General features: G+C 67.2%; 25 protein-coding genes. 12 read left to right on the top strand and 13 right to left on the bottom strand.

All coding sequences use genetic code 11. From position 1 onward, the window contains the following. Positions 1-47 precede the first annotated feature (47 nt). Positions 48-764 carry a L,D-transpeptidase gene (locus GV161_RS19040; RefSeq protein WP_152017529.1) on the bottom strand — a complete coding sequence of 239 codons (717 nt, stop codon included), beginning with the start codon at positions 762-764 and terminating at the stop codon, positions 48-50. Between the two features lie 264 nt (positions 765-1,028). Continuing rightward, a complete protein-coding gene (locus GV161_RS19035) occupies positions 1,029-2,453 on the bottom strand; it encodes a polysaccharide biosynthesis C-terminal domain-containing protein (RefSeq protein WP_152017170.1) in 1,425 nt (474 codons plus the stop codon). A gap of 137 nt (positions 2,454-2,590) precedes the next feature. Between GV161_RS19035 and GV161_RS19030 the strand changes: the two genes are divergently transcribed. The 4 genes from GV161_RS19030 (at position 2,591) to GV161_RS19015 (ending at position 5,552) form a co-directional block, all read left to right on the top strand. Beyond that, entirely contained in the window at positions 2,591-3,355 is a 765-nt protein-coding gene (locus GV161_RS19030; RefSeq protein WP_152017169.1) for a sulfite exporter TauE/SafE family protein, read from the top strand. A 65-nt stretch (positions 3,356-3,420) separates the two neighbouring features. Next, positions 3,421-3,921 carry a GNAT family N-acetyltransferase gene (locus GV161_RS19025; protein ID WP_152017168.1) on the top strand — a complete coding sequence of 167 codons (501 nt, stop codon included), beginning with the start codon at positions 3,421-3,423 and terminating at the stop codon, positions 3,919-3,921. Continuing rightward, positions 3,918-4,760: a DMT family transporter gene (locus tag GV161_RS19020; protein ID WP_152017167.1), complete on the top strand. Its 843-nt coding sequence runs from the start codon at positions 3,918-3,920 to the stop codon at positions 4,758-4,760. The genes GV161_RS19025 and GV161_RS19020 overlap by 4 nt, the downstream gene beginning before the upstream one ends. Positions 4,761-4,865: 105 nt before the next feature. Continuing rightward, on the top strand, positions 4,866-5,552 hold the full coding sequence (locus tag GV161_RS19015; protein ID WP_152017166.1) for a DUF930 domain-containing protein: 687 nt from the start codon (positions 4,866-4,868) through the stop codon (positions 5,550-5,552). Positions 5,553-5,557: 5 nt separating this feature from the next. Here GV161_RS19015 and GV161_RS19010 read toward each other — a convergent pair whose 3' ends face one another. Both GV161_RS19010 and GV161_RS19005 read right to left on the bottom strand, forming a co-directional pair. Continuing rightward, the gene (locus GV161_RS19010; protein ID WP_152017165.1) at positions 5,558-5,935 is read right to left on the bottom strand and encodes a VOC family protein; all 378 of its coding nucleotides are present in this window, start codon (positions 5,933-5,935) and stop codon (positions 5,558-5,560) included. Between the two features lie 20 nt (positions 5,936-5,955). Next, the gene (locus tag GV161_RS19005; protein ID WP_152017164.1) at positions 5,956-6,456 is read right to left on the bottom strand and encodes a hypothetical protein; all 501 of its coding nucleotides are present in this window, start codon (positions 6,454-6,456) and stop codon (positions 5,956-5,958) included. Positions 6,457-6,541: 85 nt separating this feature from the next. Between GV161_RS19005 and GV161_RS19000 the strand changes: the two genes are divergently transcribed. Then, positions 6,542-7,351 (top strand): AraC family transcriptional regulator, encoded by an 810-nt coding sequence (locus GV161_RS19000; RefSeq protein ID WP_152017163.1) that lies wholly within the window; start codon positions 6,542-6,544, stop codon positions 7,349-7,351. Between the two features lie 6 nt (positions 7,352-7,357). Here GV161_RS19000 and GV161_RS18995 read toward each other — a convergent pair whose 3' ends face one another. The 3 genes from GV161_RS18995 to GV161_RS18985 form a co-directional block, all read right to left on the bottom strand. Beyond that, the gene (locus tag GV161_RS18995) at positions 7,358-7,777 is read right to left on the bottom strand and encodes a DUF1801 domain-containing protein (protein ID WP_201303026.1); all 420 of its coding nucleotides are present in this window, start codon (positions 7,775-7,777) and stop codon (positions 7,358-7,360) included. A gap of 37 nt (positions 7,778-7,814) precedes the next feature. Next, positions 7,815-8,300, bottom strand: coding sequence for a PaaI family thioesterase (locus GV161_RS18990; RefSeq protein WP_152017162.1), 486 nt, complete (start codon positions 8,298-8,300; stop codon positions 7,815-7,817). A 76-nt stretch (positions 8,301-8,376) separates the two neighbouring features. Continuing rightward, positions 8,377-8,832, bottom strand: coding sequence for a MarR family winged helix-turn-helix transcriptional regulator (locus tag GV161_RS18985; RefSeq protein WP_152017161.1), 456 nt, complete (start codon positions 8,830-8,832; stop codon positions 8,377-8,379). Between the two features lie 216 nt (positions 8,833-9,048). Here GV161_RS18985 and groES point away from each other — a divergent pair, with 216 nt between their 5' ends. The 5 genes from groES to GV161_RS18960 all read left to right on the top strand — a co-directional run bounded on the left by groES (position 9,049) and on the right by GV161_RS18960 (position 14,832). Beyond that, complete coding sequence (gene groES, locus GV161_RS18980) at positions 9,049-9,336, top strand: co-chaperone GroES (protein ID WP_057187545.1); 288 nt, start codon at positions 9,049-9,051, stop codon at positions 9,334-9,336. A 47-nt stretch (positions 9,337-9,383) separates the two neighbouring features. Continuing rightward, positions 9,384-11,021 carry a chaperonin GroEL gene (groL, locus tag GV161_RS18975; protein WP_152017160.1) on the top strand — a complete coding sequence of 546 codons (1,638 nt, stop codon included), beginning with the start codon at positions 9,384-9,386 and terminating at the stop codon, positions 11,019-11,021. A gap of 151 nt (positions 11,022-11,172) precedes the next feature. Further along, positions 11,173-12,087, top strand: a complete 915-nt coding sequence (gene phnD, locus GV161_RS18970; RefSeq protein WP_152017159.1) for a phosphate/phosphite/phosphonate ABC transporter substrate-binding protein — start codon at positions 11,173-11,175, stop codon at positions 12,085-12,087. 130 nt (positions 12,088-12,217) lie between these two features. After that, positions 12,218-12,601, top strand: coding sequence for a DoxX family protein (locus tag GV161_RS18965; RefSeq protein ID WP_152017158.1), 384 nt, complete (start codon positions 12,218-12,220; stop codon positions 12,599-12,601). 131 nt (positions 12,602-12,732) lie between these two features. Then, a complete protein-coding gene (locus GV161_RS18960; protein WP_152017157.1) occupies positions 12,733-14,832 on the top strand; it encodes an ABC transporter ATP-binding protein/permease in 2,100 nt (699 codons plus the stop codon). A 228-nt stretch (positions 14,833-15,060) separates the two neighbouring features. On the opposite strand, the gene GV161_RS18955 is transcribed toward GV161_RS18960, so the two are convergent. The 6 genes from GV161_RS18955 to GV161_RS18930 form a co-directional block, all read right to left on the bottom strand. Further along, positions 15,061-15,540, bottom strand: coding sequence for an META domain-containing protein (locus GV161_RS18955; RefSeq protein WP_244624269.1), 480 nt, complete (start codon positions 15,538-15,540; stop codon positions 15,061-15,063). 174 nt (positions 15,541-15,714) lie between these two features. Then, positions 15,715-16,722, bottom strand: coding sequence for an ATP phosphoribosyltransferase (hisG, locus tag GV161_RS18950; protein ID WP_244624268.1), 1,008 nt, complete (start codon positions 16,720-16,722; stop codon positions 15,715-15,717). Continuing rightward, the gene (locus GV161_RS18945; protein ID WP_152017156.1) at positions 16,719-17,825 is read right to left on the bottom strand and encodes an ATP phosphoribosyltransferase regulatory subunit; all 1,107 of its coding nucleotides are present in this window, start codon (positions 17,823-17,825) and stop codon (positions 16,719-16,721) included. Before GV161_RS18945 ends, hisG begins: the two co-directional genes overlap by 4 nt. A 186-nt stretch (positions 17,826-18,011) precedes the next feature. Next, positions 18,012-18,302 (bottom strand): GIY-YIG nuclease family protein, encoded by a 291-nt coding sequence (locus GV161_RS18940; protein WP_152017155.1) that lies wholly within the window; start codon positions 18,300-18,302, stop codon positions 18,012-18,014. 59 nt (positions 18,303-18,361) lie between these two features. Beyond that, positions 18,362-19,942, bottom strand: a complete 1,581-nt coding sequence (hisS, locus tag GV161_RS18935; RefSeq protein WP_152017154.1) for a histidine--tRNA ligase — start codon at positions 19,940-19,942, stop codon at positions 18,362-18,364. Between the two features lie 108 nt (positions 19,943-20,050). Further along, complete coding sequence (locus tag GV161_RS18930) at positions 20,051-20,956, bottom strand: LysR family transcriptional regulator (protein WP_152017153.1); 906 nt, start codon at positions 20,954-20,956, stop codon at positions 20,051-20,053. 168 nt (positions 20,957-21,124) lie between these two features. Here GV161_RS18930 and GV161_RS18925 point away from each other — a divergent pair, with 168 nt between their 5' ends. Both GV161_RS18925 and GV161_RS18920 read left to right on the top strand, forming a co-directional pair. After that, a complete protein-coding gene (locus GV161_RS18925; RefSeq protein WP_152017152.1) occupies positions 21,125-22,561 on the top strand; it encodes an FAD-linked oxidase C-terminal domain-containing protein in 1,437 nt (478 codons plus the stop codon). Continuing rightward, complete coding sequence (locus tag GV161_RS18920) at positions 22,558-23,745, top strand: FAD-binding protein (RefSeq protein WP_152017525.1); 1,188 nt, start codon at positions 22,558-22,560, stop codon at positions 23,743-23,745. Before GV161_RS18925 ends, GV161_RS18920 begins: the two co-directional genes overlap by 4 nt. The last annotated feature ends 6 nt before the right edge of the window (positions 23,746-23,751 follow it).

Raw genomic sequence — 23,751 nt, 5'->3', positions numbered from 1 at the left:
GCCTGGCGACAGGCGGGCCCTTTCCGTCGCGCGATGTGCGGCCGGCCTCAGATCACGAAGACCTTGGCGCCGACCCGGACGCGCTCGTAGAGGTCGACAACATCCTCGTTGTTCATGCGGATGCAGCCGGAGGAGACGGCCTGGCCGATCGTGTTCGGCTCGTTGGTGCCGTGGATACGGTAGAGCGAGGAGCCAAGATACATGGCGCGGGCGCCGAGCGGGTTCTCGGGGCCGCCTGCCATGAAACGCGGCAGATCGGGACGGCGCTTCAGCATCTCGGCCGGCGGCGTCCAGCTCGGCCATTCCGCCTTGCGGGTGATCGCCTTCATGCCGGCCCATTCGAAGCCGGGGCGGCCGACGCCGATACCGTAGCGCAAGGCGCGGCCACCGGGCTGAACCAGGAAGAGGAAGCGGCGCGGCGTATCGATGACGATGGTGCCGGGCTTGTGCGGGCCGTCATAGGCGACTTCCTGCTTCTGGAAGCGCGGATCGAGGGTGCGCGCGATCGGCCGCTCGGCCGGGATCGGCTCGCCGAGCGCGGCGGAGCGGCGCTCGCGGCGCGGCTCCATCGGATCGCCCTGCATCGGTACCGGGGCCTCATAGTCGGAGAGGCGGCGCATCGTCGGCTGCTGGCCGTAGGCGCCGCGCTGCGGCCGGTTGTAGACCGCCCCGCCCCGGCCATAGTCGGTCGGGTCCTGGCCGGTCATCATCATCTCGATGAAGCCGCCGCCATATTGGCCGCGGCCGGCCGAATGCGTGACCATCGGATCGGCCGGGCGCCAATAGGTCTCGGCATTGGCCTCAGCCGACAGCAGCACGCCGCCGAGCACAACAAAGGGAACGAGATAGAGCGGACGCATGACGCAACTCTCTTTACGCAACAGGCTTGAAGCGTGAGGCGATGCGTTGAAATGAATGGTGAATCGTTGACTCTATCGGCCCCGGAACCGGCTGAATCGCTCGAATTCCCAGGATTAACCTTAGCGATCCCCGAGCAAACGCGGTAAACGCCTGGTTCACGCCCTCCGCTAGCGCCGGCTCTTGCGCATGGCGAGCCAGAGCCGCAGCAGCGTCCGGCAGCGGGCCACGTCGAAGGCGAGCATTAGCCCACCATAGACGACTAGGCCAAGCGTGCCCTGCAGCAGCAGTTCAGGCAGAGGAGAGAGCCGGCTGGAGAGCGGCCAGACGACGATCGCCATGGCGACGACCGCCGCGATGACGATGCCGATCTCCCGCCAGTTCGGGGAGACCGGGAGCGAGCGCAGGCCCACCCAGCCGGTGATGGCGAGAACCACGAGGAAGCTGAGGGTCTGGCCGAGCGCATAGCGTTCCGGGCCGAGCGCGCCGGCGGCGAAGACCAGAGCAAGGTTGACGAGGAGGCCTGCGAGGGCCGCCAACGTCACCACGCCGGTACGCTTGCCGAGCAGGAAGACCGGGTAGATTCCGGCGGCGAAGACCGCGAGCGCGACCAGGCCGGGCAGCAGCAAGCGCAAATAGCCGGAGAAGTGGCCGTGGAATTTCACCGGCACCAGCAGCGCCTCGAACGCCGGCAGCACCAGGAAGAGGCCGGCGGCCACCGGCAGCGACACCATCAGCACGATCACGAAATTGGCGGCAATGCGCTTCTGGGCCGCTCGCTCACCTTTCGTTTCGTCGAGCCGCAGTACCTCTCGCAGCATGACGATCTCCAGCGTCGAGGCGAGCATGCCGAACAGCCGCAGGCCCATATCGGCGGCGAGCGAGAAATAGCCGGCCTCGGCGAAGCCGTTGCTATCGGCGAGCAGCGAGCGGTTGAGCAGCGGGATCAGCGAGTAGATCGCGTTCGCGCCGACGATCGGCAGCGCATAGCGCGCGAAGTCGAGTGCGAGGTCGCGCCGCGCCGCCGACCAGGAGAGCGGCGCGTCCGCCAGCGCCCGCCGCACCGCCAGCAGGGCCGCCATGGCGCTGAGGACGCCGCCGAACATCACGACCGTCGCGTCGCGCGTCCACCAGGCACCGCCGACCATCAGCAGCAAGGCGAGCACGTTCTTGATGATGATCAGGCGGGCATAGGCCGCATCGAGGAAACGGGCCCGGGCGATGGCGCCGTGATAGTCGAACAGGCCGGCGCAGATGCCGCCCAGCACCGAGCCGGCGACGAGCATGACCGGCAGGCCGAAATCGACGCCGGCGACGACGGCCGCGACCAGGATGCCGCACAAGGCGAGCGTGATCCCCGCGCTCAGCACATCGAGGGTCGCCCTGATCTGCGGCTGTTCGTCCCGGCTCTTCTGCGAGTAGAAACGGACGGCTGAGAGCCTGATCCAGTCGAGCAGCGCGGTGTTGAGCAGCACGAGCATCGCCGCACCGATGGCGTAGCGGCCAAATTCGGCGGGGCCGAGGAAATAGGCGATGAGCAGTCCGAGGATGAAGTTTAGCCCGGCATTGATCACGAAGGGCAGGAGTACGGTCATGACGCCATCGCGAAGGGGCAAGCCGACTCAGCACCGGCCGCGCATGACTGCGCTGATCCCGCCTAACCGCCAAACCGCGCCTGTCCAAGCGGAAACTGGCGCGGCCTCGCTCCGCGCCGTCATGACGAGCTGAGCTGATGCCGGGCGATCCGATGTTCTATCTCGTCGGCTGGACCACCACCCTGCTGATGGGCATCGGCAAGGGCGCCTTCGGCGGCGGCCTCGCCATCCTCGGCGTGCCGCTGCTGGCGCTCGTCGTCGATCCTCTGCAGGGCGCAATCATGGTGGCGGTGCTGATCGCCGCGATGGACCTCTTCGCCATCGGCAGCTTCGGCGTCTCGACCTGGTCGAAGCCGGACCTCGCCTGGCTGATCCCCGGCCTGATCGTCGGCATCGCGATCGGTTATGCCGTCTTCCTGATCGTCGATGCCCGCATCGTCACGCTGATCATCGGCGTCATCACGCTCGCCTTTACGGCGCACTGGTTCCTGCGCGGCCGGACCGCCCCCGCCGGCCAGCTTCCAGTCTCGCCGCCATTGGCCTTGCTGGCCGGGACCGCCTCGGGCTTCACCACCTTCGTCGCCCATGCCGGCGGCCCGCCGGTCGCGATGTACCTCCTGGCGCGCGGGCTCTCCAAGACCGCCTTCGTCGGCACGACCATCGCCTTCTTCATGCTCGGCAACCTCCTGAAACTGCCGCCCTATCTCGCGCTGGGCCTGAAGCAGCCGCAGGCGCTCTGGGCCGCGCTCGCCTTGCTGCCGGCGGCGCCGATCGGCGTCTGGATCGGCCGCTGGCTGCATGAGCGTCTCGACCAGAAGCGGCTGTTCTTCGCCTGCTATCTGCTGCTTGCCGCAGCCGCGCTGAAACTGACCACAGACGCCGCGCTCGCACTGCTGCGATAACGGCATGGCAGGAGCGCGAGCGCCCCATCTTTGCAGCGGCCCCTATTGGCCCTAAGCGCTTTGTCATGACCGCCCTGCCCGCCCTTCGCGACGCCACCGACGCCGATTCGGAGCCGCTCGCCGCCCTGATCGCCGCGACCTTCGCGGAGTATCCGAACTGCTGGTTCGACTGGTCGGAATTCCCCGAGCTGCGCCGTCCCGCCAGCCACTATACGCAAAAGGGCGGCAGGCTCTGGGTCGCCGACGGGCCGGATGGCCGGATCGCCGGCTCCATCGCCGTCGTGCCGGTGCCCGACCAGAACGCGGTCGAGCTGTTCAAGGTCTATGCCGATCCGAGCCAGCGCGGCAGCGGGCTGGCGCAGGCGCTGTTCGCCCGCACCCTCGCCTTTGCGCAGGCCGGCGGCTATGGCGAGATGATGCTGTGGTCGGACAGCAAGTTCGCCCGCGGCCACCGCTTCTACGAGAAGCTCGGCTTCGTGCGCTGGCCCGGCGAGCGCTATCTCGCCGACATCTCCTCGACCTGGGAATATCATTTCCGCAAGCCGCTCGCCCCGGCGCAGCCATGAACCTCAACACCGCGCTGCGGGCGGTTCTCGGCATCGCCCTGCTCACCGCGATGGACGCGGTGATCAAGGCGCAGATGCAGCAGCACCCCTTCCTGCTGGCGCTGTTCATGCGCTTCGCGGCGGGCGCCTTCTGCGCGATCATCGTCGTCGCGGTACTGCGGCCGGCGCGGCCGACGCGGACGAGCCTGATCGGCAACAGCATCCGCATACCGCTGGTCATCGTCACCGCCGGCAGCTTCTTCTATTCGATCTCGGTGCTGCCGCTGGCCGAGGCGCTGACGCTGTCCTTCCTCGCTCCGGTCTTCGTCGCCCTGCTCGGGGCGCTGATCCTGAAGGAGCGGCTCGACGGGCGCATCCTGCAGGCGCTCGGCTTCGGCCTCGCCGGCATGCTGGTGATGGTCTGGCCGCGCCTGCAGGGCGGCGTCACCGGCGCCGAGCTCGGCGTCGCCGCAGCGCTGGTCTCGGCAGTCTCCTATGCCTTCAACCTGATCCTGCTGCGCACGATCGCGGTGAAGGAGCACCCGGCGATCATCGTGCTGTTCCAGAATGCCGGACCGGCGCTGTGCCTGGCCTGGCCGGCCTATTACGTCTTCCAGCCAATGAGTGGTGGCGATTTGCTCACCTATCTCGCAGGCGGCGCGCTCGGCGTCGCCGGGCATCTGTCGCTGACTTCGGCCTTCGCCCGCGCGCCCGCCTCGCGGCTGGCGCCGATCGAGTATACGGCGCTGGTCTGGGCGAGTCTGCTCGGCTGGTTCGTCTTCGGCGAGATACCGCTCTGGACCACCTATGCCGGTGCAGCGCTGATCGTCGCCGGCGCCTTCGCAGTCAGCCGGCGCTGATCTCCGCCGCAAATTCGCCGGCTTGGTCGGCTTCTGCACGGAACGACACCAGGGAGAGACCGCCCGCCATGCTTGCCTTCCGTTCCAACGGCGATTGATCAGGGGATGCAGCGCGCCGGCACCGCTGCTCGCGTCCTGCGCGAACCCGGCCTTCCCGCCGCGCTCTGCTTCCACCTCCTGTTCGGCCTGCTGCTCGCTATCCGAACGATCAGCAGCTTCACACCGCCGATCGAGACGAGTGTCGAGGTCGAGTTGGTCGCTCCGGAAGCGCTGACGCCTCCCGCTCCGGTCCAGGCGCCCGCTCCTCCCTCTACAGCCGAGATCGCGTCACCTCCGCAGCCGGCTCCCCCCACCGCGCCGCCGGAAAAGCCCATTACGCTGCCTGCTCCGCCGCCAACTGAACCGCCGGCGATGATCACAGCCAGGACGCTGCATTCCGAAAGCGTGCTCGCCAATCCGCGCAGCCGCGGGGCGCGGGAGGCGCTAAAGACGCTTGAGGCGGGCGAGCGCATCGAGCAGCTCTGCAATCTCGAGGCGATGAGCCAGATCCATGCCTGGAAAGCGGAATTCGAGCCGGATCGCGTCGTTGCCTACGCCATGGCCGGCACCAAGCTGACGAAGTCCGCTCTCGAAGCCGAGGGTGCCGCCTTCCGCAGCCGCAAGCACTGGTACGGCCTGCGCTTCCGCTGCGAGATGGCGGCGAACGGCAAGGTCGCCGGCTTCCAGTTCCGTGTTGGCGAGGCAATCCCACGCAGCGAATGGGCGGCGCACGACCTGCCGCCCGAGCATTAGCGGCCTCAGGCCGGCTTGCTGCAATAGGCCTCCAGTCGGTAGCCGTCGGGATCGACGACGAAGGCGGCGTAATAGTCGGGGCCATAGGATTCGCGCAGGCCCGGCTTGCCGTTGTCGGTCCCGCCCGCCGCGAGCGCCGCCGCGTGGAAAGCATCGACGCTCTGGCGGGTCGGTGCGACGAAGCAGAAATGCAGGTTCGAGTCGCGGTCGGGCGGCACCGGCGCCGAGACCGCGCCGATCCAGAGCCCGACGCTTCCCCTGCCATAGCCAAGCGAGCTTTCGTCGCTGCTCAGGCACTCGTAACCCAGCGCGCCAAGCGCAGCGTCGTAGAAGCGCTTGCTGCGGGCGATCTCGCGAACGCCGATGGAGATGTGATCGAACATGATGGTCGTCCTCCTGATTGTCAGACTTTGATACGCCTGGCTCGGAAATCGGCCTGGACCTGCCAGCTCGCGCCCTCGTCACGCGAGCGGTCGCCGATCCAATGGAATGAATCCGGCGTGACCTCAGTGAAGCGCCAGCGGATCGCGGTGCCGTTGTCGAGCTTGCCGTGCTGGACGATGTCCTTGCCTTCGGCGCGGCCGATCTGGTGCGTGTAGTATTGCTTGAGCGGGTCGTTCCAGAGGATGTGCCAGGCATCCTGACCGGGATCGTAGATCCGCAGGGTCGTGCCATGGAAGAAGCCTGGCAGGATCCAGATATCCTGTACGGCGCGGCCTCCGAGCACCCAGCCGAAATGGATCTCACCCTTGGCCTCGTGGCGCTGGCCGTCGTCGGTATGCATCACTGCAGCCATGGTCCAGGCGCCGACGAACTGGCCGTAGAGGTTCATCTTGCCGGCATGTTCAGGCGCCGGCCCGCTCGCGATGAGGACATCGGCCAGCGTCGATGGCGCTGCTGTCATGATCGGGCTCCGTCTGGACCAAGTTGGTGTCCAGCTAGACCCGGAGCCTCGGGCCGCGCTTGGGAAAAACTGCTAAACTCAAAGAATGACCGCGACCGCTCATCTCCTGGCGTCGGGCCCCGGCTGGCGGGTCAGCGACATCGTCTGCACGGCCGGCCCGGACGACCGTGCCTTCGAGGAAGCGCACCCGCAGCACTGCATCGCCATCGTCCGCAGCGGCTCGTTCCGCTATCGCTCGACACAGGGCAGCGCCGTGCTGGCGCCAGGCTCGCTGCTGCTCGGCAATCGCGGCGCCTGCTTCGAATGCGGCCATGAGCATGCGGCCGGCGACCGCTGTCTCGCCTTCCAGTTCGAGCCGGCCTGGCTCGAAGGCATCGTCGCAGCCGTGCCGGGCGCACGGCAAATCGGTTTCGCACAGGCGCATCTGTCGGCCCTCGCGCCGCTCGCCGGTGTCGTCGCCGAAGCGGAAATCGCCGCGGACGAGCCCGAGCGGCTGGAGGAAACCGCGCTGCGCCTCGCCGGCGCCGTGGCGAGCGTGCTGTCAGGCGCAAAACCCGGGATCGCGACGCCGAGCGCCCGCGACCAGCGCCGGATCACGCGGGCGCTGCGCCATATCGAGGCGCATAGCGAAGACGCTCTCTCGATCGATGAACTGGCGTGGCAGGCGGCGATGAGCCCCTACCATTTCCTGCGCACCTTCAGGGCGCTGGTCGGGATGACGCCGCATCAATATGTGCTGCGCACCCGCCTGCACCGTGCAGCGCTGCTGCTGCGCCGGACCGATCAGCCGATCGCGGGCATCGCCTTCGATTGCGGCTTCGGCGATCTCTCGACCTTCAACCGCCGCTTCAAGCGGGTCATGAGCGCGAAGCCGAGCGACTATCGCGGCGCCTAAGCGGCGTCAGCGTTTCGCCCAGCGGTGATAGGTCAGCGCGAGTGCGATGCAATGCGCCAACGGCTCGGCCGGCGGCTCGCTCCCGACAGCGAAGATCAGCGCCCGGTTGCCGTCATAGCTGAACTGCTTGGCGTAGTGGCGCCGATAAGTCTCGATCAGGCTGGTCTGGCAGTGGACATAGAGCGCGTAATGCGTCGACGAGCCTTTCAGCGCGTCAGCCCGCACAGTCGTCCCGGTCCTCGGCCGCCTGGGCAGCCAGGCAGGCTCGCCCCATTTCAGCGTCTCCGTGAGCGGCCCTATGTCGGGACTTCCGGCGGCGACCTCGAGGATCATCTGGCGCAGGCGCAACAGGGACGGCCGCAGTGGCTCCGGCAGCGCTCGAAATCTCGCTTCGACGGCCGCGTCGGTAAATGGCGCAAATGTCACGAGCCGCTCCTGCCCACCGGCAGGTGCGGCGCTCCGATCAGCGCCCCGCTCCCGCCTTCGCACCGAAGATCATGCAGGTCTCCGTCCCATGCGCCAACAGCTTGCCTTGCGCGTCGATCAGCTTGCCCTCGCTGGTCGCGACCGAGCCGCCCCGATGGATCAGCTTGCCCTCGCAGCGCACCGGGCCGCTGGCAGGCATGACCGGGCGGACATAGTTCAGCTTCATCTCCAGCGTGGTGTAGCCCTCGCCGACCCGCAGCGTCGAATGCACGGCGCAGGCCATGGCGGAATCGAGGATCGTCGCGGTCCAGCCGCCATGGATCGTTCCCAGCGGATTGAAGAAGCGCGGCGAGGGCGTTCCGACGAAGACCACCCTGCCCTCCTCGACCTCGGCGATATCGAAATCCATGGCGTCGGCGAAGGGCGGGCCGGGATGGCGTCCCTCGACGATCCCGCGCAGGAAGGATGCGCCGTCCTCCGCCAGCAGGACATCACGGCTGACGACACCGACCTGGCGGGACATGACTGCGCTCCATCTCTATCGTGTAGATGCACGATAGAGATGGAATTGGATGGCGGTCAAGCCAGCCAGTGCGGGGTCAGCCGACTTCCCTCGCGGCCCGCCGGATGGTCCTGAGATTGTCGCGCGTCTCGCTCCAGCGCTCCTGGCCGAGCCCGCCCTCGATCCTGTCCTGCGCCGCGCGCCAATAAGGGATCGCCGCCTCGATCGCGGCGCGGCCCTTCTCGGTCACGGCATAGGTCAGCGCCCTGCCCTTGCAATCGACCGGCTCAATCAGCTTCTCGGCGGCGAGCAGTTGCAGGTTGCGCGTCAGTGACGTCCGCTCCAGCGCGAAACGGTCGGCGAGCTCGGTGACCGAGCGCCAAGCGCCGGTCGAGAGCGCCGAGAGCAGCACGAACTGGGTGATCTTCAGGCCGCTCGGCCGCATCGCCTCGTCATAGGCGCGGGTCACGGCCCGTGCGGTCATGCGCACATGCAGCACCACGCAGGAGCGGGCGATGTCGTCGAGCTTGAGGTCGGCTACCGGCGTCGTCATCTCGCCACGATAGCCGGTTTAACGTGCCGCCGCAGCAGCGCAGATGGCGGCCGGTCGTCGCGTTCACCTTTTGCGCAGCGCTTTCCTTGACTCCGGCAGACCCCGCGCCTATCTCCGCGACGTCGGTTAGCACTCACTTGCTGAGACTGCTAACAGACCCCTTTCACGGGCCGCTATCGAGTCCGTCCAGAATAAGACCGAGAGGAAGACAGAACCATGAAGTTCCGTCCGCTGCATGACCGCGTTGTGGTCCGTCGCCTTGATGGCGAAGAGAAGACCAAGGGTGGCATCATCATCCCCGATACCGCCAAGGAAAAGCCCCAGGAAGGCGAGATCGTCGCCGTCGGCCCTGGCGCCCGCGACGAAGCCGGCAAGCTGGTTGCGCTCGATGTCAAGAAGGGCGATCGCGTCCTCTTCGGCAAGTGGAGCGGCACCGAGGTCAAGATCGACGGCCAGGATCTCCTGATCATGAAGGAATCCGACATCATGGGCATCGTCGGCTGAGCAGCCAGACGCCCACCCGTCCGTAGAGTTCAATCAGGAGTAGTCTCATGGCTGCCAAAGAAGTTCGCTTTTCCACCGACGCCCGCGACAAGATGCTGCGCGGCGTGGACATCCTCGCCAATGCCGTAAAGGTCACGCTGGGTCCGAAGGGCCGCAACGTCGTGATCGAGAAGTCGTTCGGCGCCCCGCGCATCACCAAGGACGGCGTCACCGTCGCCAAGGAGATCGAGCTCGCCGACAAGTTCGAGAACATGGGCGCTCAGATGGTCCGCGAAGTCGCTTCGCGCCAGAACGACCATGCCGGCGACGGCACCACCACCGCCACCGTGCTCGCCCAGGCGATCGTCCGTGAAGGCGCCAAGTCGGTTGCGGCCGGCATGAACCCGATGGACCTGAAGCGCGGCATCGACCTGGCCGTCGAGGCCATCGTCGCCGACCTCAAGAAGAACTCCAAGAAGGTCACCTCGAACGCGGAAGTCGCGCAGGTCGGCACCATCTCGGCGAACGGCGACGAGTCGGTCGGCAAGATGATCTCGACCGCCATGCAGAAGGTCGGCAACGAGGGTGTCATCACCGTCGAGGAAGCCAAGACCGCCGAGACCGAGCTCGACGTCGTCGAGGGCATGCAGTTCGACCGTGGCTATCTCTCGCCCTACTTCATCACCAACGCCGAGAAGATGGTCGCCGAGCTCGAGGACCCCTACATCCTCATCTTCGAGAAGAAGCTGTCGTCGCTCCAGGCGATGCTGCCGATCCTCGAGGCAGTCGTGCAGACCGGCAAGCCGCTCCTGATCATCGCCGAGGACGTCGAGGGCGAGGCTCTCGCCACGCTCGTCGTCAACAAGCTCCGTGGCGGCCTGAAGGTCGCGGCCGTCAAGGCTCCGGGCTTCGGTGACCGCCGCAAGGCCATGCTCGAGGACATCTCGATCCTGACCGCCGGTCAGATGATCTCGGAAGACCTCGGCATCAAGCTCGAGACCGTGACGCTCAACATGCTCGGCCGCGCCAAGAAGGTGCGCATCGAGAAGGAGAACACCACGATCATCGACGGCGCCGGCAAGAAGAAGGACATCGAGGGCCGCGTTGCGCAGATCAAGGCGCAGATCGAGGAGACCACCTCGGACTACGACCGTGAGAAGCTCCAGGAGCGCCTGGCCAAGCTCGCCGGCGGCGTCGCGGTCATCCGCGTCGGCGGCGCGACCGAGGTCGAGGTCAAGGAGAAGAAGGACCGCGTCGACGATGCCCTGAACGCCACCCGCGCTGCGGTGGAGGAAGGCATCCTGCCGGGCGGCGGCGTCGCCCTCCTGCGTGCGCTGTCCTCGGTCAAGGGCATCAAGACCCAGAACGACGACCAGAAGACCGGCGTCGAGATCGTCCGCAAGGCGATCGCTGCTCCGGCCCGCCAGATCGTCGACAACGCCGGCGGTGACGGCGCGGTCGTGATCGGCAAGCTGCTGGAGTCGAAGGACTACGCCTGGGGCTACAACGCCCAGACCGGCGAGTACGGCGACCTGGTCAAGGCCGGCATCATCGACCCGACCAAGGTCGTGCGCACGGCGATCCAGGACGCGGCTTCGATCGCCGGCCTGCTGATCACCACCGAGGCGATGATCGCCGAGGCGCCGAAGAAGGACGCCCCGATGCCCCCGATGGGCGGCGGCGGCATGGGCGGCATGGACTTCTGATAAGAAGTCCGGGCTCTCAAGCTCGATCGATACGAAGGCCCGGTGCAAGCCGGGCCTTTTTCGTTTGCCGGCGCGTCGCGCAACCGACATCGCATCGTAACGGCGCTGACGCCGCCTGCTGATCGGATGGGTTTCCTTCGGAGACCCGATCATGATCACCCGCCGCCTGCTGCTCGCCGGCTCCGCTTCGAGCCTCGTCTTGCCCGCCCTTGCCCAGCAGGATTGGCGGCAGGCGATCAAGGAGGTGCGCTTCGGCGTGTCCTCGGCGGAGAACGAGGCGACCGCCGTCGCGCGGAACCAGCCGGTGGTCGATTATCTCGCGCAGAAGCTCGGCGTGCCGGTGAAGCTCTACCGGGTCAGCGACTATGCGGGGCTGGTCGAGGCGATGCGCGCCGACCAGCTCGAATTCGCCCGCTTCGGGCCGGCGGTCTATTCGCTCGGCCGGCGCGTGCTCGGCGACAAGCTGCAGCCGCTGTTCCGCGATGTCGATAACAACGGCCAGGAGGGCTACTACTCGGTCGTGGTCGTGCGCGCCGACAGCCCCTATCGGACGATCGCCGACCTCAAGGGCAAGAGCTTCGCTTTCGCCGATCCGAACTCGACCTCGGGCTTTGCCTTCCCCGCCCATTTCCTGCGCAAGCAGGGTTTCGATCCGCAGGCGCATTTCGGCGGCACGGTCTTCTCCGGCGGCCACGACAATTCGGTGCTGGCGCTGGTGCGCGGCCAGTTCGACGGCGTCGCGACCTATCAGGTCAACGAGCACTCCGGCGTCGTGCAGCGGCTGGCGCTGCGCGGCATGATCCCTGCCGATGCGACGCGGGTGATCTGGACGTCCCCACTCATCCCGGCGAGCCCGTTCTCGACACGGGCGAACCTGCCCCCTGCTCTCAAGGATGCGTTCGTCGCAGCCATGATGACGATGAAGGACGAGGCCCCGGAGGTGTTCAGGGTCTTCACTGACGGGCAGGTGTCGCGCTATGCGCCGGCGAAGCACGAGGACTATCTCGACGTCATCGCCGTGACGGATGAACTGGAAGCGCGGCGCAAGCAGAAGCCGGGCGGCTGAACCCCGGTTCGGCAACGAGCCGCTTTGCACAGCTACGAGCGCCCGCAGGCTTGCGTCGACTTTGGTTGTAGGCCCTAGATCGCGACTGGTGCGGCATCCTGCCGCGCTCATGCTTTCGGGGGTCCTTTTCATGAACAACCCTGCCCTGGGCGATGCCGCCAAGCTGGTCGGCCGCATCCTGCTCGCTCTGATGTTCGTGCTCGCCGGCTGGTCCAAGATCAGCGGCTATGCCGGTACGCAAGGCTACATGGCCTCAGCCGGCGTGCCGGGGATCCTGCTGCCGCTCGTCATCATCGTCGAACTGCTCGGCGGCCTGATGATCGTCATCGGCTTCAAGACCCGCCTCGTCGCTCTTGCCCTGTGCGCCTTCACCCTCGCCGCCACAGTGCTGTTCCACATGAACTGGGCGCAGCCGATGCAGCAGCTCCTGTTCATGAAGAACCTGTCGGTCGCCGGCGGCTTCCTCGTGCTGTTCGCGGCCGGCGCAGGCGCCTATTCGGTCGACAGGGAGTAAGTCCCATCACAAAACGCTGAAAAAGCGCGGCCCGGTCTTGAGCCGGGCCTTTTTTGTGCGCAGGGCTGATCTACAACGCTTTCTCCTAAGCAGTGCGTCTCCCGCGCTGATTCCCCGACAAGGACGATGCCATGCGCCTGTTGAGTTTCGCCGTCGCCGCGCTTGCCGTGATCGCACTCGTGGTCGGCCAGCAAAGCGGCAGCCACGGCATCCTCGGCCTCGGCGCCGTCGGCCTGCTGCTGGCATTCGCCACCTTCCGGGCGACCGAGATCAGCACCTTCCTGAAGGTCTTCTCGGTCATCTTCGCGGTGGAATACGTGGCGACCGGCGCCGGCGCGGTGTTGGCGCAGGTCGGCTTCTGGCCGTCCGACTGGCAGGCGATCGCACCGCCCGCGAGCCTGCCGACGACGATCGCCGTCTTCGGCATCCTCGTCTACGGGATCTCGTTCATCCCGGCGATCCGGCGCATCGCGCGGCTGGCCTCGCCTTATTTCGAGGCGCCGGAAGCGACCACAGCACAGCTCTGGCCCGCGAAGCCCTTCTCGATCGGCACGGGTCGGCTCGGCATCGCGCTGCTGGTCTTCCTGGTGGTGCTCAACCAGATCCAGGTCGGCATCTCGCTGCGCCTCTCCTTCTTCAACCGCGATTTCTACAACGCGATCCAGGAGAAGGACGCGGCGACCTTCTGGTACCAGCTGATCTACGTCTTCAGCGTCTGGGCGGCGATCTTCGTCATCTCCAACCTGATCGAGATGGTCGCCAACTACACGCTCCTGATCCGCTGGCGCCGCTGGATGGCGGAGAGCTTCAGCGCGGCCTGGCTGCGCAACGCCAATCACTACCGGGTCTCGCTCGCCCACACCGCCGACAACCCCGACCAGCGTATCGCCGAAGACACGCGCGCCTTCGTCAACCAGACCTACAGCTTCGCCCTGCCGCTGCTGACGCAGGTGTCGACGCTGGTCTCGTTCTCGATCATCCTCTGGTCGATCCCGGTCGCCAGCGTCGTGCCGGGGACCGAGATCAGCATTCCCGGCTTCATCTTCTGGATGGCGCTGATCTATTCGGTCGCCGCGACCTGGATCGCCCATCTCATCGGCCGGCCGATGATCGGCCTGGAGTTCGAACAGGAGAAGCGCGAGGCGAATTTCCGCTACTCGCTAGCCCGCTTACGTGAATATTCCGAGCAGATCGCCCTGATGCGCGGCGAGACCTCCGAGCAACGCCACCTCACCGAACGTTTCGGTGACATCGTCCAGAACTTCTACCGGCTGGTCTGGGCGCGGGTGCGGCTGACGACCTTCACCCTGTCCTTCGCGCAGGCCAATGTCGTCGTGCCCTACATCCTGCTCGCACCGCATTACTTCTCGGGCAAGATCACGCTCGGCATCATGACCCAGGTCGCCTCGGCCTTCGACCGGGTGCAGACGGCGATGTCGTTCTTTATCGACCGCTACCAGTCGATCGCCTCCTATGTCGCCTCGATCAACCGTCTCACCACCTTCGAGGCCGCGATCGCCCAGGCGGAAGCGCAGGGAGCCGGCGGCACAGACGCCGGGATCGACATCGCGCAGAAGACCGGCAAGGACACGACGATCGAGACGCTGTCGCTCACCCTGCCGAACGGCAAGCAGATCGTGAACGCATCCGACCTGACCCTGCCGGCCGGGCATGCGACGCTGGTCGTCGGCCCCTCCGGCTCCGGCAAGTCGACGCTGTTCCGGGCACTCGCCGGCATCTGGCCGTTCGGCAAGGGCAAGGTCGCGACGCCCGCCGGCCAGAACATGCTGCTATTGCCGCAGCGGCCCTATCTGCCGCAAGGCTCCCTGCGGGCAGTGCTGTCCTATCCGGCCGAGCCGAACGCCTTCAGCGATGCCGACATCCAGGCGGCAATGGAGAAGGTCAAGCTCGGCCACCTCACCGACCGGCTCGACGAGGTCGACCTCTGGGGCCAGCGCCTCTCAGGCGGCGAGCAGCAGCGGCTCGCGGTCGCCCGTGCGCTGCTGGCCAAGCCCGACTGGCTCTTCCTCGACGAGGCGACCGCCTCGCTCGACGAGACGCTCGAGAACGAGATCTATGCGATGATCCGGCGCGAGCTGCCGCAGACCAGCATCGTCTCGATCGGCCACCGCTCGACACTGCGCGCTTTGCATGACGGGCTGGTCGCGATGGAGAAGAACGCCGACGGCACCTTCAGCCCGAAGGCGAAGGTCATGGCAGAGGCGAAGTAATTGAACGGACGGCGCTCAGGCTCTGCCAAAGGTCAAGAGTCGGGCGCCACGCCGTCATGGTCGGGCTTGTCCCGACCCTCCACGTCTTCAATTCGCTGAACGAGAGCGCCGTTCAAAACGTGAATGCTCGCCACGAGGGCGAGCATGACGAATTGAACCTGTGCTGTGGCCGAGAATTCCGGGCTCAGGCTGCCAGCCTGCCCCGGAACGGCAGCGTGACTTCGTCCGTCAGATCCCGCGGTCGAAGCGGATCTCGCCGGCACCCGTCTTGAGGACGAGGCGGCCCTCGACCATGTCCCATTGTTTGGCGGTGCGCAGCGCCGTCAGATAGCTGCGCTCGAAATCCGCGGCGCTCTTGTCGCAGGCCGCCTTGGTCACCGCGATCGGGCCGACGGCGAAGGCCTGCTGCCGCAGGGGATAGGCCGAGGCCGAGAAGGTGTTGCAGCCGGCAAAGCCGGTGCCGCGCAGATTGGAGTCGACCTTCAGCGTCGCCCGGAAGCCGTTGATGGGCTTGCCGTTCAGCTGGATCGCCGTCCAGGACGCGTCGAGCGGGAAATTCTTCTCCTGCTTCGGCGGCGGAGCCTCCTGCGGCTGCTCGCCACGGCCAGGCATCGGCTGACGACGCTGGGCGAGCGCATCGGTCACCAGCATCGGCGACAGGGAGAGAGCGAGGGCGGCCAGGAGGCCAAGGCGCGACTGCGTATTCAACTGGTCCAGACCCCGATTGGAAAGAGCGACAGCTCGTAGGAGAACCCGATACTTTCCACTGCACCGATCGTGGTGGCGAGCGCAAGTCTCGATCGCACCGCTTTTGGTACGACTTGCACCGAAATCGCCTCGCCCGGCTGAATTACCCGGACATTGCGTCGGGAATCCGGCGGGTCAGATCCGCGCCAGCAGCCGCTCGATCAGCGGGTTGGAGCGGCGGAAGACATAGTCGAGCGCCCGTACGGTGATGTCGTCGGCGCCGGCCTTGCTCAGTTCCTCGACCAGCGGGAACACCGCCTTGCGCGGGCAGTGCAAGGTGACGACGCCGTCGCCGCCGGCCGTGCCGAAGGGCAGGCGCGCGCCGAGCCGGTGCGCGATCTCGCCGAGCCGCTGCGGCGAGACGGCGTTGAGCACAGCGCGGACCTCGCGCAGCGAACGCGCCTCCTCCTCCGCCGCGATGCGCGACAGGATGGCGCCGGCAGCGTCCCGCGCCTGCTTGCCCCAGGGTGCGCGCACGGACGCCACGAGATTGGCCTCCGAGGCCAGGATCACGCCGTCGTCCAGCACCTTCAACGCGTTCGCGGAGAGAGTCGCGCCGGTGGTGGTGATGTCGACGACGATCTCGGCCGTACCGGCAGCCGGGGCGCCCTCGGTCGCGCCGAGGCTCTCGACGATGCGGTAGTCGGCAAGACCGTGGCCGGCGAAGAAGCGGCGGGTCAGGTTCACGTATTTGGTCGCGACGCGCAGCTTGCGGCCGGTGCGGGCCCGCATGGTCGCGGCGACGTCGTCGAGGTCGGCCATGGTGCGCACATCGATCCAGGCCTGCGGCACGGCGACGACGACATTGGCCTGGCCGAAGCCGAGCGGCGCCAGCAGCACCATGCTGGCATCGGCATCGGCGACCTGCTCGCGCACCAGATCCTCGCCGGTGATGCCGAGATGGGCGGCGCCGGAAGAGAGCTGCGCGACGATCTCGGAGGCCGAGAGATAGGCGACCTCGGCCCCGCCGAGCCCGGCGATCTGGCCGCGATATTCGCGCTGGCCGCGCGCCTGCACAAACGAGAGGCCGGCGCGGCCGAAGAATGCGGTGGCGTTCTCCTGCAGCCGGCCCTTGGAGGGCACTGCAAGGACCAAAGGCGCGTTGTTGATCGGGTCTTGCGTCATCTTCTCCGCCCCGCTCATGCCTTGCCTCCCGCGAGACGATCGAGCCAGAGCGAGGCGCCGACAGCCGGCACCGGCGCAGGCGCACCGAGACGCTGGAGCACGCCGTCATAGCGGCCGCCGCCGGCGATCGGCTTGAGGTCCGGCCGGGCCGGGTCGTGCAGCTCGAAGATGAAGCCGGTGTAGTAGTCGAGATTGCGGGCGAAGCCGGCCGAGAACGAGATGCTGGCGACATCGACGCCGCGCGCGGCAAGGAAGCCGGTGCGCTCGTCGAAGGCGTCGAGCGCGGCCGACAGATCGAGTCCAGCTTCGCCGGCGAGCTTGCGCAGGGCGGCGGAAGCGCCGTCCGGATCGCCGCCGATCGCCAGCGCATGCGCGATCACGCCGCTCGCCTCGCCGTTGACCGGATTGTCGCGCTCGGCGGCCCGCGCCAGAAAGCGCTCGGCGATGTCGCCGGCCGAGCGGCCGCCGACGGTCGAGATGCCGGCGATCGAGAGCACGTCCTGAACGAAGGCACGCGCCGCCTTGGGATCTTGCCCTTCCAGCGCCTTGAGCAGGCCGGCATGGGCGTGCTCGACCTCGTTCACAGGCGGCTCGAGCGTGGCGACGGCGTCGGCGCCCTTGCCCTGCGCGACGGCACGCATCAGCCGGCGACGGGCGGCCTGCGGCACGCCGAGTCGGTCGAGCAGCGCGGTGAGCAGCGCGACATCGCCCATCAGCAGACGCGGCCGGGTCAGGCCGAGCGCCGCGGCGGCCTCGACCGTGAGCGCCATGATCTCGGCATCGGCCGCGGCAAAGTCGGTGCGGCCGAAGGATTCGAGGCCGGCCTGGGCGAATTCGCTCGGCTCGTTCGCGCCACGCATGCGGAAGACCGGGCCGGCATAGGCGTAGGAGGCTGGCTCACTGGCATGGGCAGCGATATGGGCCAGCGCGACAGGGATCGTGTATTCGGGCCGCAGGCACCATTCGCGCCCGTCATCGTCCTGCGTCAGGAAGATGCGGCGGCGGATATCCTCGCCCGAGAGGTCGAGGAAGGGTTCGACGGGCTGCAGGATCGCCGGCTCGGCGCGCCGATAGCCCTCGCGCTCGAACGGCGCGATCACGGTCTCGAGCTTTGAGCGCATGGCCGGCACTTTACAAAAACCCTGTTGCGGCGTCGTCCTAGCAGGGACGCCGCCGATTTTCGACGGTTTTTAGGGAATTGGGTGAACGGGAATCTGGACACCTCGTCATTCTCGGGCGGAGCGAAGCGCAGACCCGAGAATCTTAGGCCGGAAAGAGCTCCCGACGCGCGGTGAAAGGCATGCCGATCAAAGAATATTCTCGAACAGATCGTTCCAATCAGGATTGTCTTTCTCAATCAGCTCGATCTTCCAGGCTCGTCCATAGCGCTTCAGGCTCGTCTCACGTTGGATAGCCAGCTCGATCGCGTGGTGCGGCTCGTACCAGACCAGCCTGTCGAGGTTATATCGAGCGGTGAAGCTGCGCCCTTGGAGCAGCCGATGCTCCGACACGCGACGAGCAAGCTCCGCTGTTACACCGATGTACAATGTGCCGCGCGGCTTGTTCGTCATGATGTCGACGAACGAGGGCTGGTGCATCGGCTCTCCCCACGGCAGTTGGCGTGGAATGGGAGCCTTCTCGTCCTGAGATGCTCGGGTCAAGCCCGAGCATGACGCGCTATGACCCTTCTCACCCCCGCGACCAGCTCGTCCGCCGGCACGGAGAACTGCGCCTGAGCCTGCCGTTCCTTGTGCTCGGCCGAGTCCTTGACGTCGCGGCCGGCTGCAGCGAGCTCGGCGCCGAGGATCAGGTCTTTGATCACCACCGTGCCGGCGTCCCGTTCCGAAGAACCTTGAATGACAGCGCAGGCCGCCCCGCGCCGATCGGCATATTTCATCTGGGCGTTGAAGCCCGACGAGCCCAGATAGAGATCGGCGCGGCAGAGCGCCCTGCCCTCGCCATCCTTGGCCTGGCGCAGTTGCGCGACGAAAGCCTGATAGGTCGGCATGAACTCGGGCGACTTGTTGTCCATCGCGGTGACGACGACGAGCGGCAGCTCATTCTTCGCATCGACGATCGGCGACTTCACCGCCTTCAGCGCCGAATAGAGCCGGGAGACGCCGATCGAGAAACCGGTCGCCGGCACGGGCTCGGGCCGGAAGCGGCCGACGAGGCCGTCATAACGCCCGCCGCCGGCGACGGAGCCGAAGCGCACGACCTGCCCGTCCTCATTGGTCACGGGGAAGGTCAGCTCCACCTCGTAGACCGGGCCGGTATAGTATTCGAGGCCGCGGACGATCGAGGGATCGATGATGACCCGGCCGAGATAGCCCGCAGCGGTGACGAGTTCCCTGATCTGTTCGAGCTCTTCGATACCCGCCTTGCCGTTCTCAGCGCCCTCGACCAGCTTGCGCAGTTCCGCAACGGCCTCCGCGGATAGCTCGGCGGACTTGGCGCTGTCGGAGGCGGTCGACTTGCCGAGATCGGCGAGGCGCTGGCCGACGGCGAGATAGCGCAGGATCGTCTCGGCCTGCCCCTCGGACAGGCCCGCGCCTTTGGTGAAGTCACCACTCTCGTCCTTGCGGCCGTCGCGTAGGAGCTTGCGGATTTCGTCGAGCGAGAACTTGTCGGCCTTGTCGATCGCGCGCAGCACCGTCAGGCGCGTGCCTTGCTCGATGCCGGCGGCGTCCATCACCCCGTCGAGCACCTTGCGGTTGTTGACCTTGACGACATAGTCGCCGCGCTTGATGCCGAGCTTCTCCATCGTGTCGGCGGCGAGCATGCAGATCTCGGCATCGCCGGCGACCGTGGCACTACCGACGATGTCGGCGTCGAACTGCATGAACTGGCGGAAGCGGCCCGGGCCCGGCTTCTCGTTGCGGAAGACGTAGCCGACGCGATAGCTGCGATAAGGCTTGGGCAGCGCGTCGAAATTCTCGGCGACATAGCGGGCGAGCGGCGCCGTCAGGTCGTAGCGCAGCGAGAGCCACTGCTCGTCATCGTCCTGGAAGGAGAAGACGCCCTCGTTCGGTCGGTCCTGGTCCGGCAGGAATTTGCCGAGCGCGTCGGTGTACTCGACGAAGGGCGTCTCGACGGGGTCGAAGCCATAGAGCGAGAAGCTCTCGCGGATCACGGCGAGCATGCGCTCGGTGGCGGCGACATCGGCCGGACCGCGATCGACGAAACCGCGCGGCTGGCGGGCCTTCAGCTTGGCAGGGGCGGACTTGTCGGCGGACATGGGTACGTGTCTCGGATGCTGGAAGCGCTGGAAATCGTTGGACAGCGGGTTAGCCCGCTGAGCTGCCAGGGGCAAGCACGGCGGCGCAATCCGGCTCGGCGTAGACGGCTAAAGCGCCAACCCTTCGTCCCAGTACGGTGTCGCCCCGTAAAGCTCGGCGAGATAGTCGACGAAGGCACGCACCTTGTGCTCCATGTGCCGGCGGCTCGGATAGACCGCGTAGACAGCGACGCGCTTGCCGACTGAATAGGCCGGCAGCACCCGCGCCAGGGCGCCCGATTTCAGCTCCGGCCCGACATCCCAGGTGGAGCGCAGGGCGATGCCGACACCGGCCAGCAGCGCCTCGCGCACCACCTCGCTGGAATTGGTCCGCAACTGGCCATTGATCTTGACCGTCACCTGGCCCTCCGGCCCGTCGAGGCGCCACTGGTCGGCATTGTGGGCGATGAGCGTATGGCGCGACAGGTCCTCGATCGTTCCGGGCGTGCCGTGGGCGGACAGGTAGCCCGGCGTCGCGCACAGCACGCGGTGGTTCGGCGCCAGCCGCTTCGCCACCAGGCTGGAATCGCGCAGGTCTGCGATCCGGATCGCGAGGTCGAAGCCATCGGCGACGATGTCGACGAAGGCGTCGCTGAGGATCAGCTCGACGTTCACCGCCGGATTGCCGTCGAGGAAAGGCTTGAGATGCGGCGCGACATGCATGCGCCCGAACGAGGTCGGCGCCGAAACGCGCAAGGTCCCGCGCGCCTGGCCGGCGCCGCTGGCGACCCAGGCCTCCGCCTCCTCGATCGAGCCGAGGATCGAGACGACCCGCTCGTAGAAGCCCTGCCCCGCCTCGGTCAGCGAGAGCTGGCGCGTGGTGCGCTGGAGCAGGCGCACGCCGAGCCGATCCTCCAGGCGGCGGATGCGCTTGGAGATGACCGCCGGCGAGAGGTTGAGTTCGCGCGCGGCGGCGGACATGCTCTTGGCGGTGACGACATGGGCGAAGACGTCGAGGTCGCCGAACCGGTCCATGCGTCCCCAACCTTTTCTGTTTTGGAAATAATCATGCACGTTACTCCCGCTGCGTCCCGTGTGGAAGTATTCTAGAGTCGCGCCGAGGCGCCCTGCCCCATCCTGCGAGACGGGGCCCGCGGCCGCCCAGCGTGACGGGTACTGGCGAGGGACGGAGGACCGAGTTTCATGAGTGCGATCGCCTTTCCGGTGCCCGATGCCGGCATCCTCGCCCGCCGCGACGCCATCCTCGCCGGCCTCAGCCAGTTGGTCGCGCCCGATGCGCTGATTACCTCCGAGGACGAACGGCGCCCCTATGAGACCGACGCTCTGACTGCCTATCGCCGCATGCCGCTCGCAGTCGTGCTGCCCTCGACCACGCAAGAGGTCGCGGCGGTGCTGCGCTATTGCTCTGAAGCCGGCGTGCCGGTGGTGCCGCGCGGCGCCGGCACCTCGCTCGCCGGCGGGGCGATCCCTCAGGAGGACGCTGTGGTGATCGGCGTCTCCAAGATGAACCGCATCCTGGAGATCGACTATGCCAACCGGGTGGCGAAGGTGCAGGCCGGCGTCACCAACCTCGCCGTCACCGGCGCCGTCTCGGCCGACGGCTTCTTCTACGCGCCCGATCCGTCCTCGCAGCTCGCCTGCTCGATCGGCGGCAATATCGGCATGAACTCGGGCGGCGCCCATTGCCTGAAATACGGCGTCACCACCAATAATGTGCTGGGGGTCACCCTGGTCATGTTGGATGGGAGCATCGTCGAGATCGGTGGCGCCCATCTCGACGCGCCCAGCTACGACCTGCTTGGCCTGATCGTCGGCTCCGAGGGTCAGCTCGGCATCGTCACCGAGGCGACGGTCCGCATCCTGCGCCAGGCCGAGGGCGCGCGCCCTGTGCTGTTCGGCTTCCCGACCAGCGTCGAGGCCGGTGCCGCGGTCGCCGCCATCATCGGCGCCGGCATCATCCCGGTGGCGATGGAGTTCATGGACAAGCCGGCGATCGAGATCTGCGAGGCGTTCGCCCATGCCGGCTATCCGATGGATTGCGGCGCGCTGCTGATCATCGAGGTCGAGGGTTCGGAGGCCGAGATGGACGCGCAGCTCGCCCGCATCGTTGCGATCGCCAGGGAGCATGGCGTCGGAACGGTCAAGGAGAGCAAGTCGGCAATGGAGACGGCGGCGATCTGGAAGGGCCGCAAGTCCGCCTTCGGCGCGACCGGCCGTATCGCCGACTATATCTGCATGGACGGCACGATCCCGACCGGGCAATTGCCCTTCGTGCTCGAGCGCATGGACGAGATCATCAAGGGCTATGGCCTGCGCGTCGCCAATGTCTTCCATGCCGGCGACGGCAATCTTCACCCGCTGATCCTCTACAACTGCAACGACCCGGTCGAGGCGCAGAAGGCCGAGGACGCTGGCAACGACATTCTCCGGCTCTGCGTCGAGGTCGGCGGCTGCCTGACCGGCGAGCACGGCGTTGGCATCGAGAAGCGCGATCTGATGACCGTACAGTTCAACGAGGTCGACCTGCACCAGCAGCAGCGGGTCAGGGCGGTGTTCGATCCGCGCTGGTTGATGAACCCGGCGAAAGTGTTCCCCCTCGAAGGGCGGATCGCGGCCTGATGCTCCACACGCCCACCACAGAGGCGCAGGCCTGCGCCGTCGTCGCCTCGATCGTCGAGGCGCGCGTTCCGCTCGCCATCCGCGGCGGCGGCACCCGCTCCGGCCTCGGCCGGCCGGACAACGCCGTCAGCACGATCTCCAGCGCCGAGCTCACCGGCATCACCCTGTATGAGCCCTCCGAGATGGTGATCGGCGCCAGAGCCGGCACGCCGCTGAAGCTGATCGAGGAGACGCTGGCAAGCCGTGGCCAGATGCTGCCCTTCGAGCCGATGGACCACCGCGCTTTGTTCGGCACGGAAGGCGAGCCGACGATCGGCGCGATCGCGGCCGGCAACATCTCCGGCCCACGCCGGATCAATGCCGGGGCCGCTCGCGACTCCCTGATCGGCATCAAGCTGATCAACGGCCGCGGCGAACTGGTGAAATCCGGCGGACGGGTGATGAAGAACGTCACCGGCCTCGACCTGGTCAAGCTCGTCTGCGGCAGCTTCGGCACGCTCGGCTTCCTGACCGAGGTGACCTTCCGCGTGCTGCCGCGGCCTGAGCGCATCGTCACGCTGATCTGGGAGGATCTCGCCGACGAGGCGGCGGTGGCGCTGCTCTCGGGGGCGCTCGGCTCGCCCTTCGAACCGATGGCCGCCGCACATCTGCCGGCCGGGCTCGGTGCGGAGCACGCGCGCACCCTGCTCAGGCTGGAGAACTTCTCCGCTTCGATCAGCTATCGCGCCGCCGAGCTGGCCCGCCTGCTCAAAGGCTTTGGCCGGCCCCAACTGGTCGAGGGCCGCGCCTCGGACGCGCTCTGGCGTGACGTCAGGGATGCAGCCTTCTTCGCCGGCACGCGGGAAGCCGTCTGGCGGCTTTCGCTCGCACCGACCAACGGGCCGAAAGCGACCGCCGCGATCGCGCGCATGGTACCCAGCGCGCGCTGGTTCTATGATTGGGGCGGCGGCCTCATCTGGCTCGCTGTGCCAGCCGACGGCGATGCCGGAGCGGCAGCGATCCGCACCGGACTGAAGCCGCTCGGCGGCCATGCCACGCTGGTGCGGGCGCCCGATGCGGTGCGGGCAGCGGTTCCCGTCTTCGAGCCGCTCTCCGAGCCGCTGATGCGGGTGACGGCGGGCATCAAGAAGAGCTTCGATCCGGAGGGCGTGTTCGAGCCCGGCCGGATGTATGCGGGCATTTGAGAAGCG

This window comes from Bosea sp. 29B (assembly GCF_902506165.1).
GTDB lineage: Bacteria > Pseudomonadota > Alphaproteobacteria > Rhizobiales > Beijerinckiaceae > Allobosea.
This window is presented reverse-complemented; position numbering and strand designations above follow the sequence as displayed.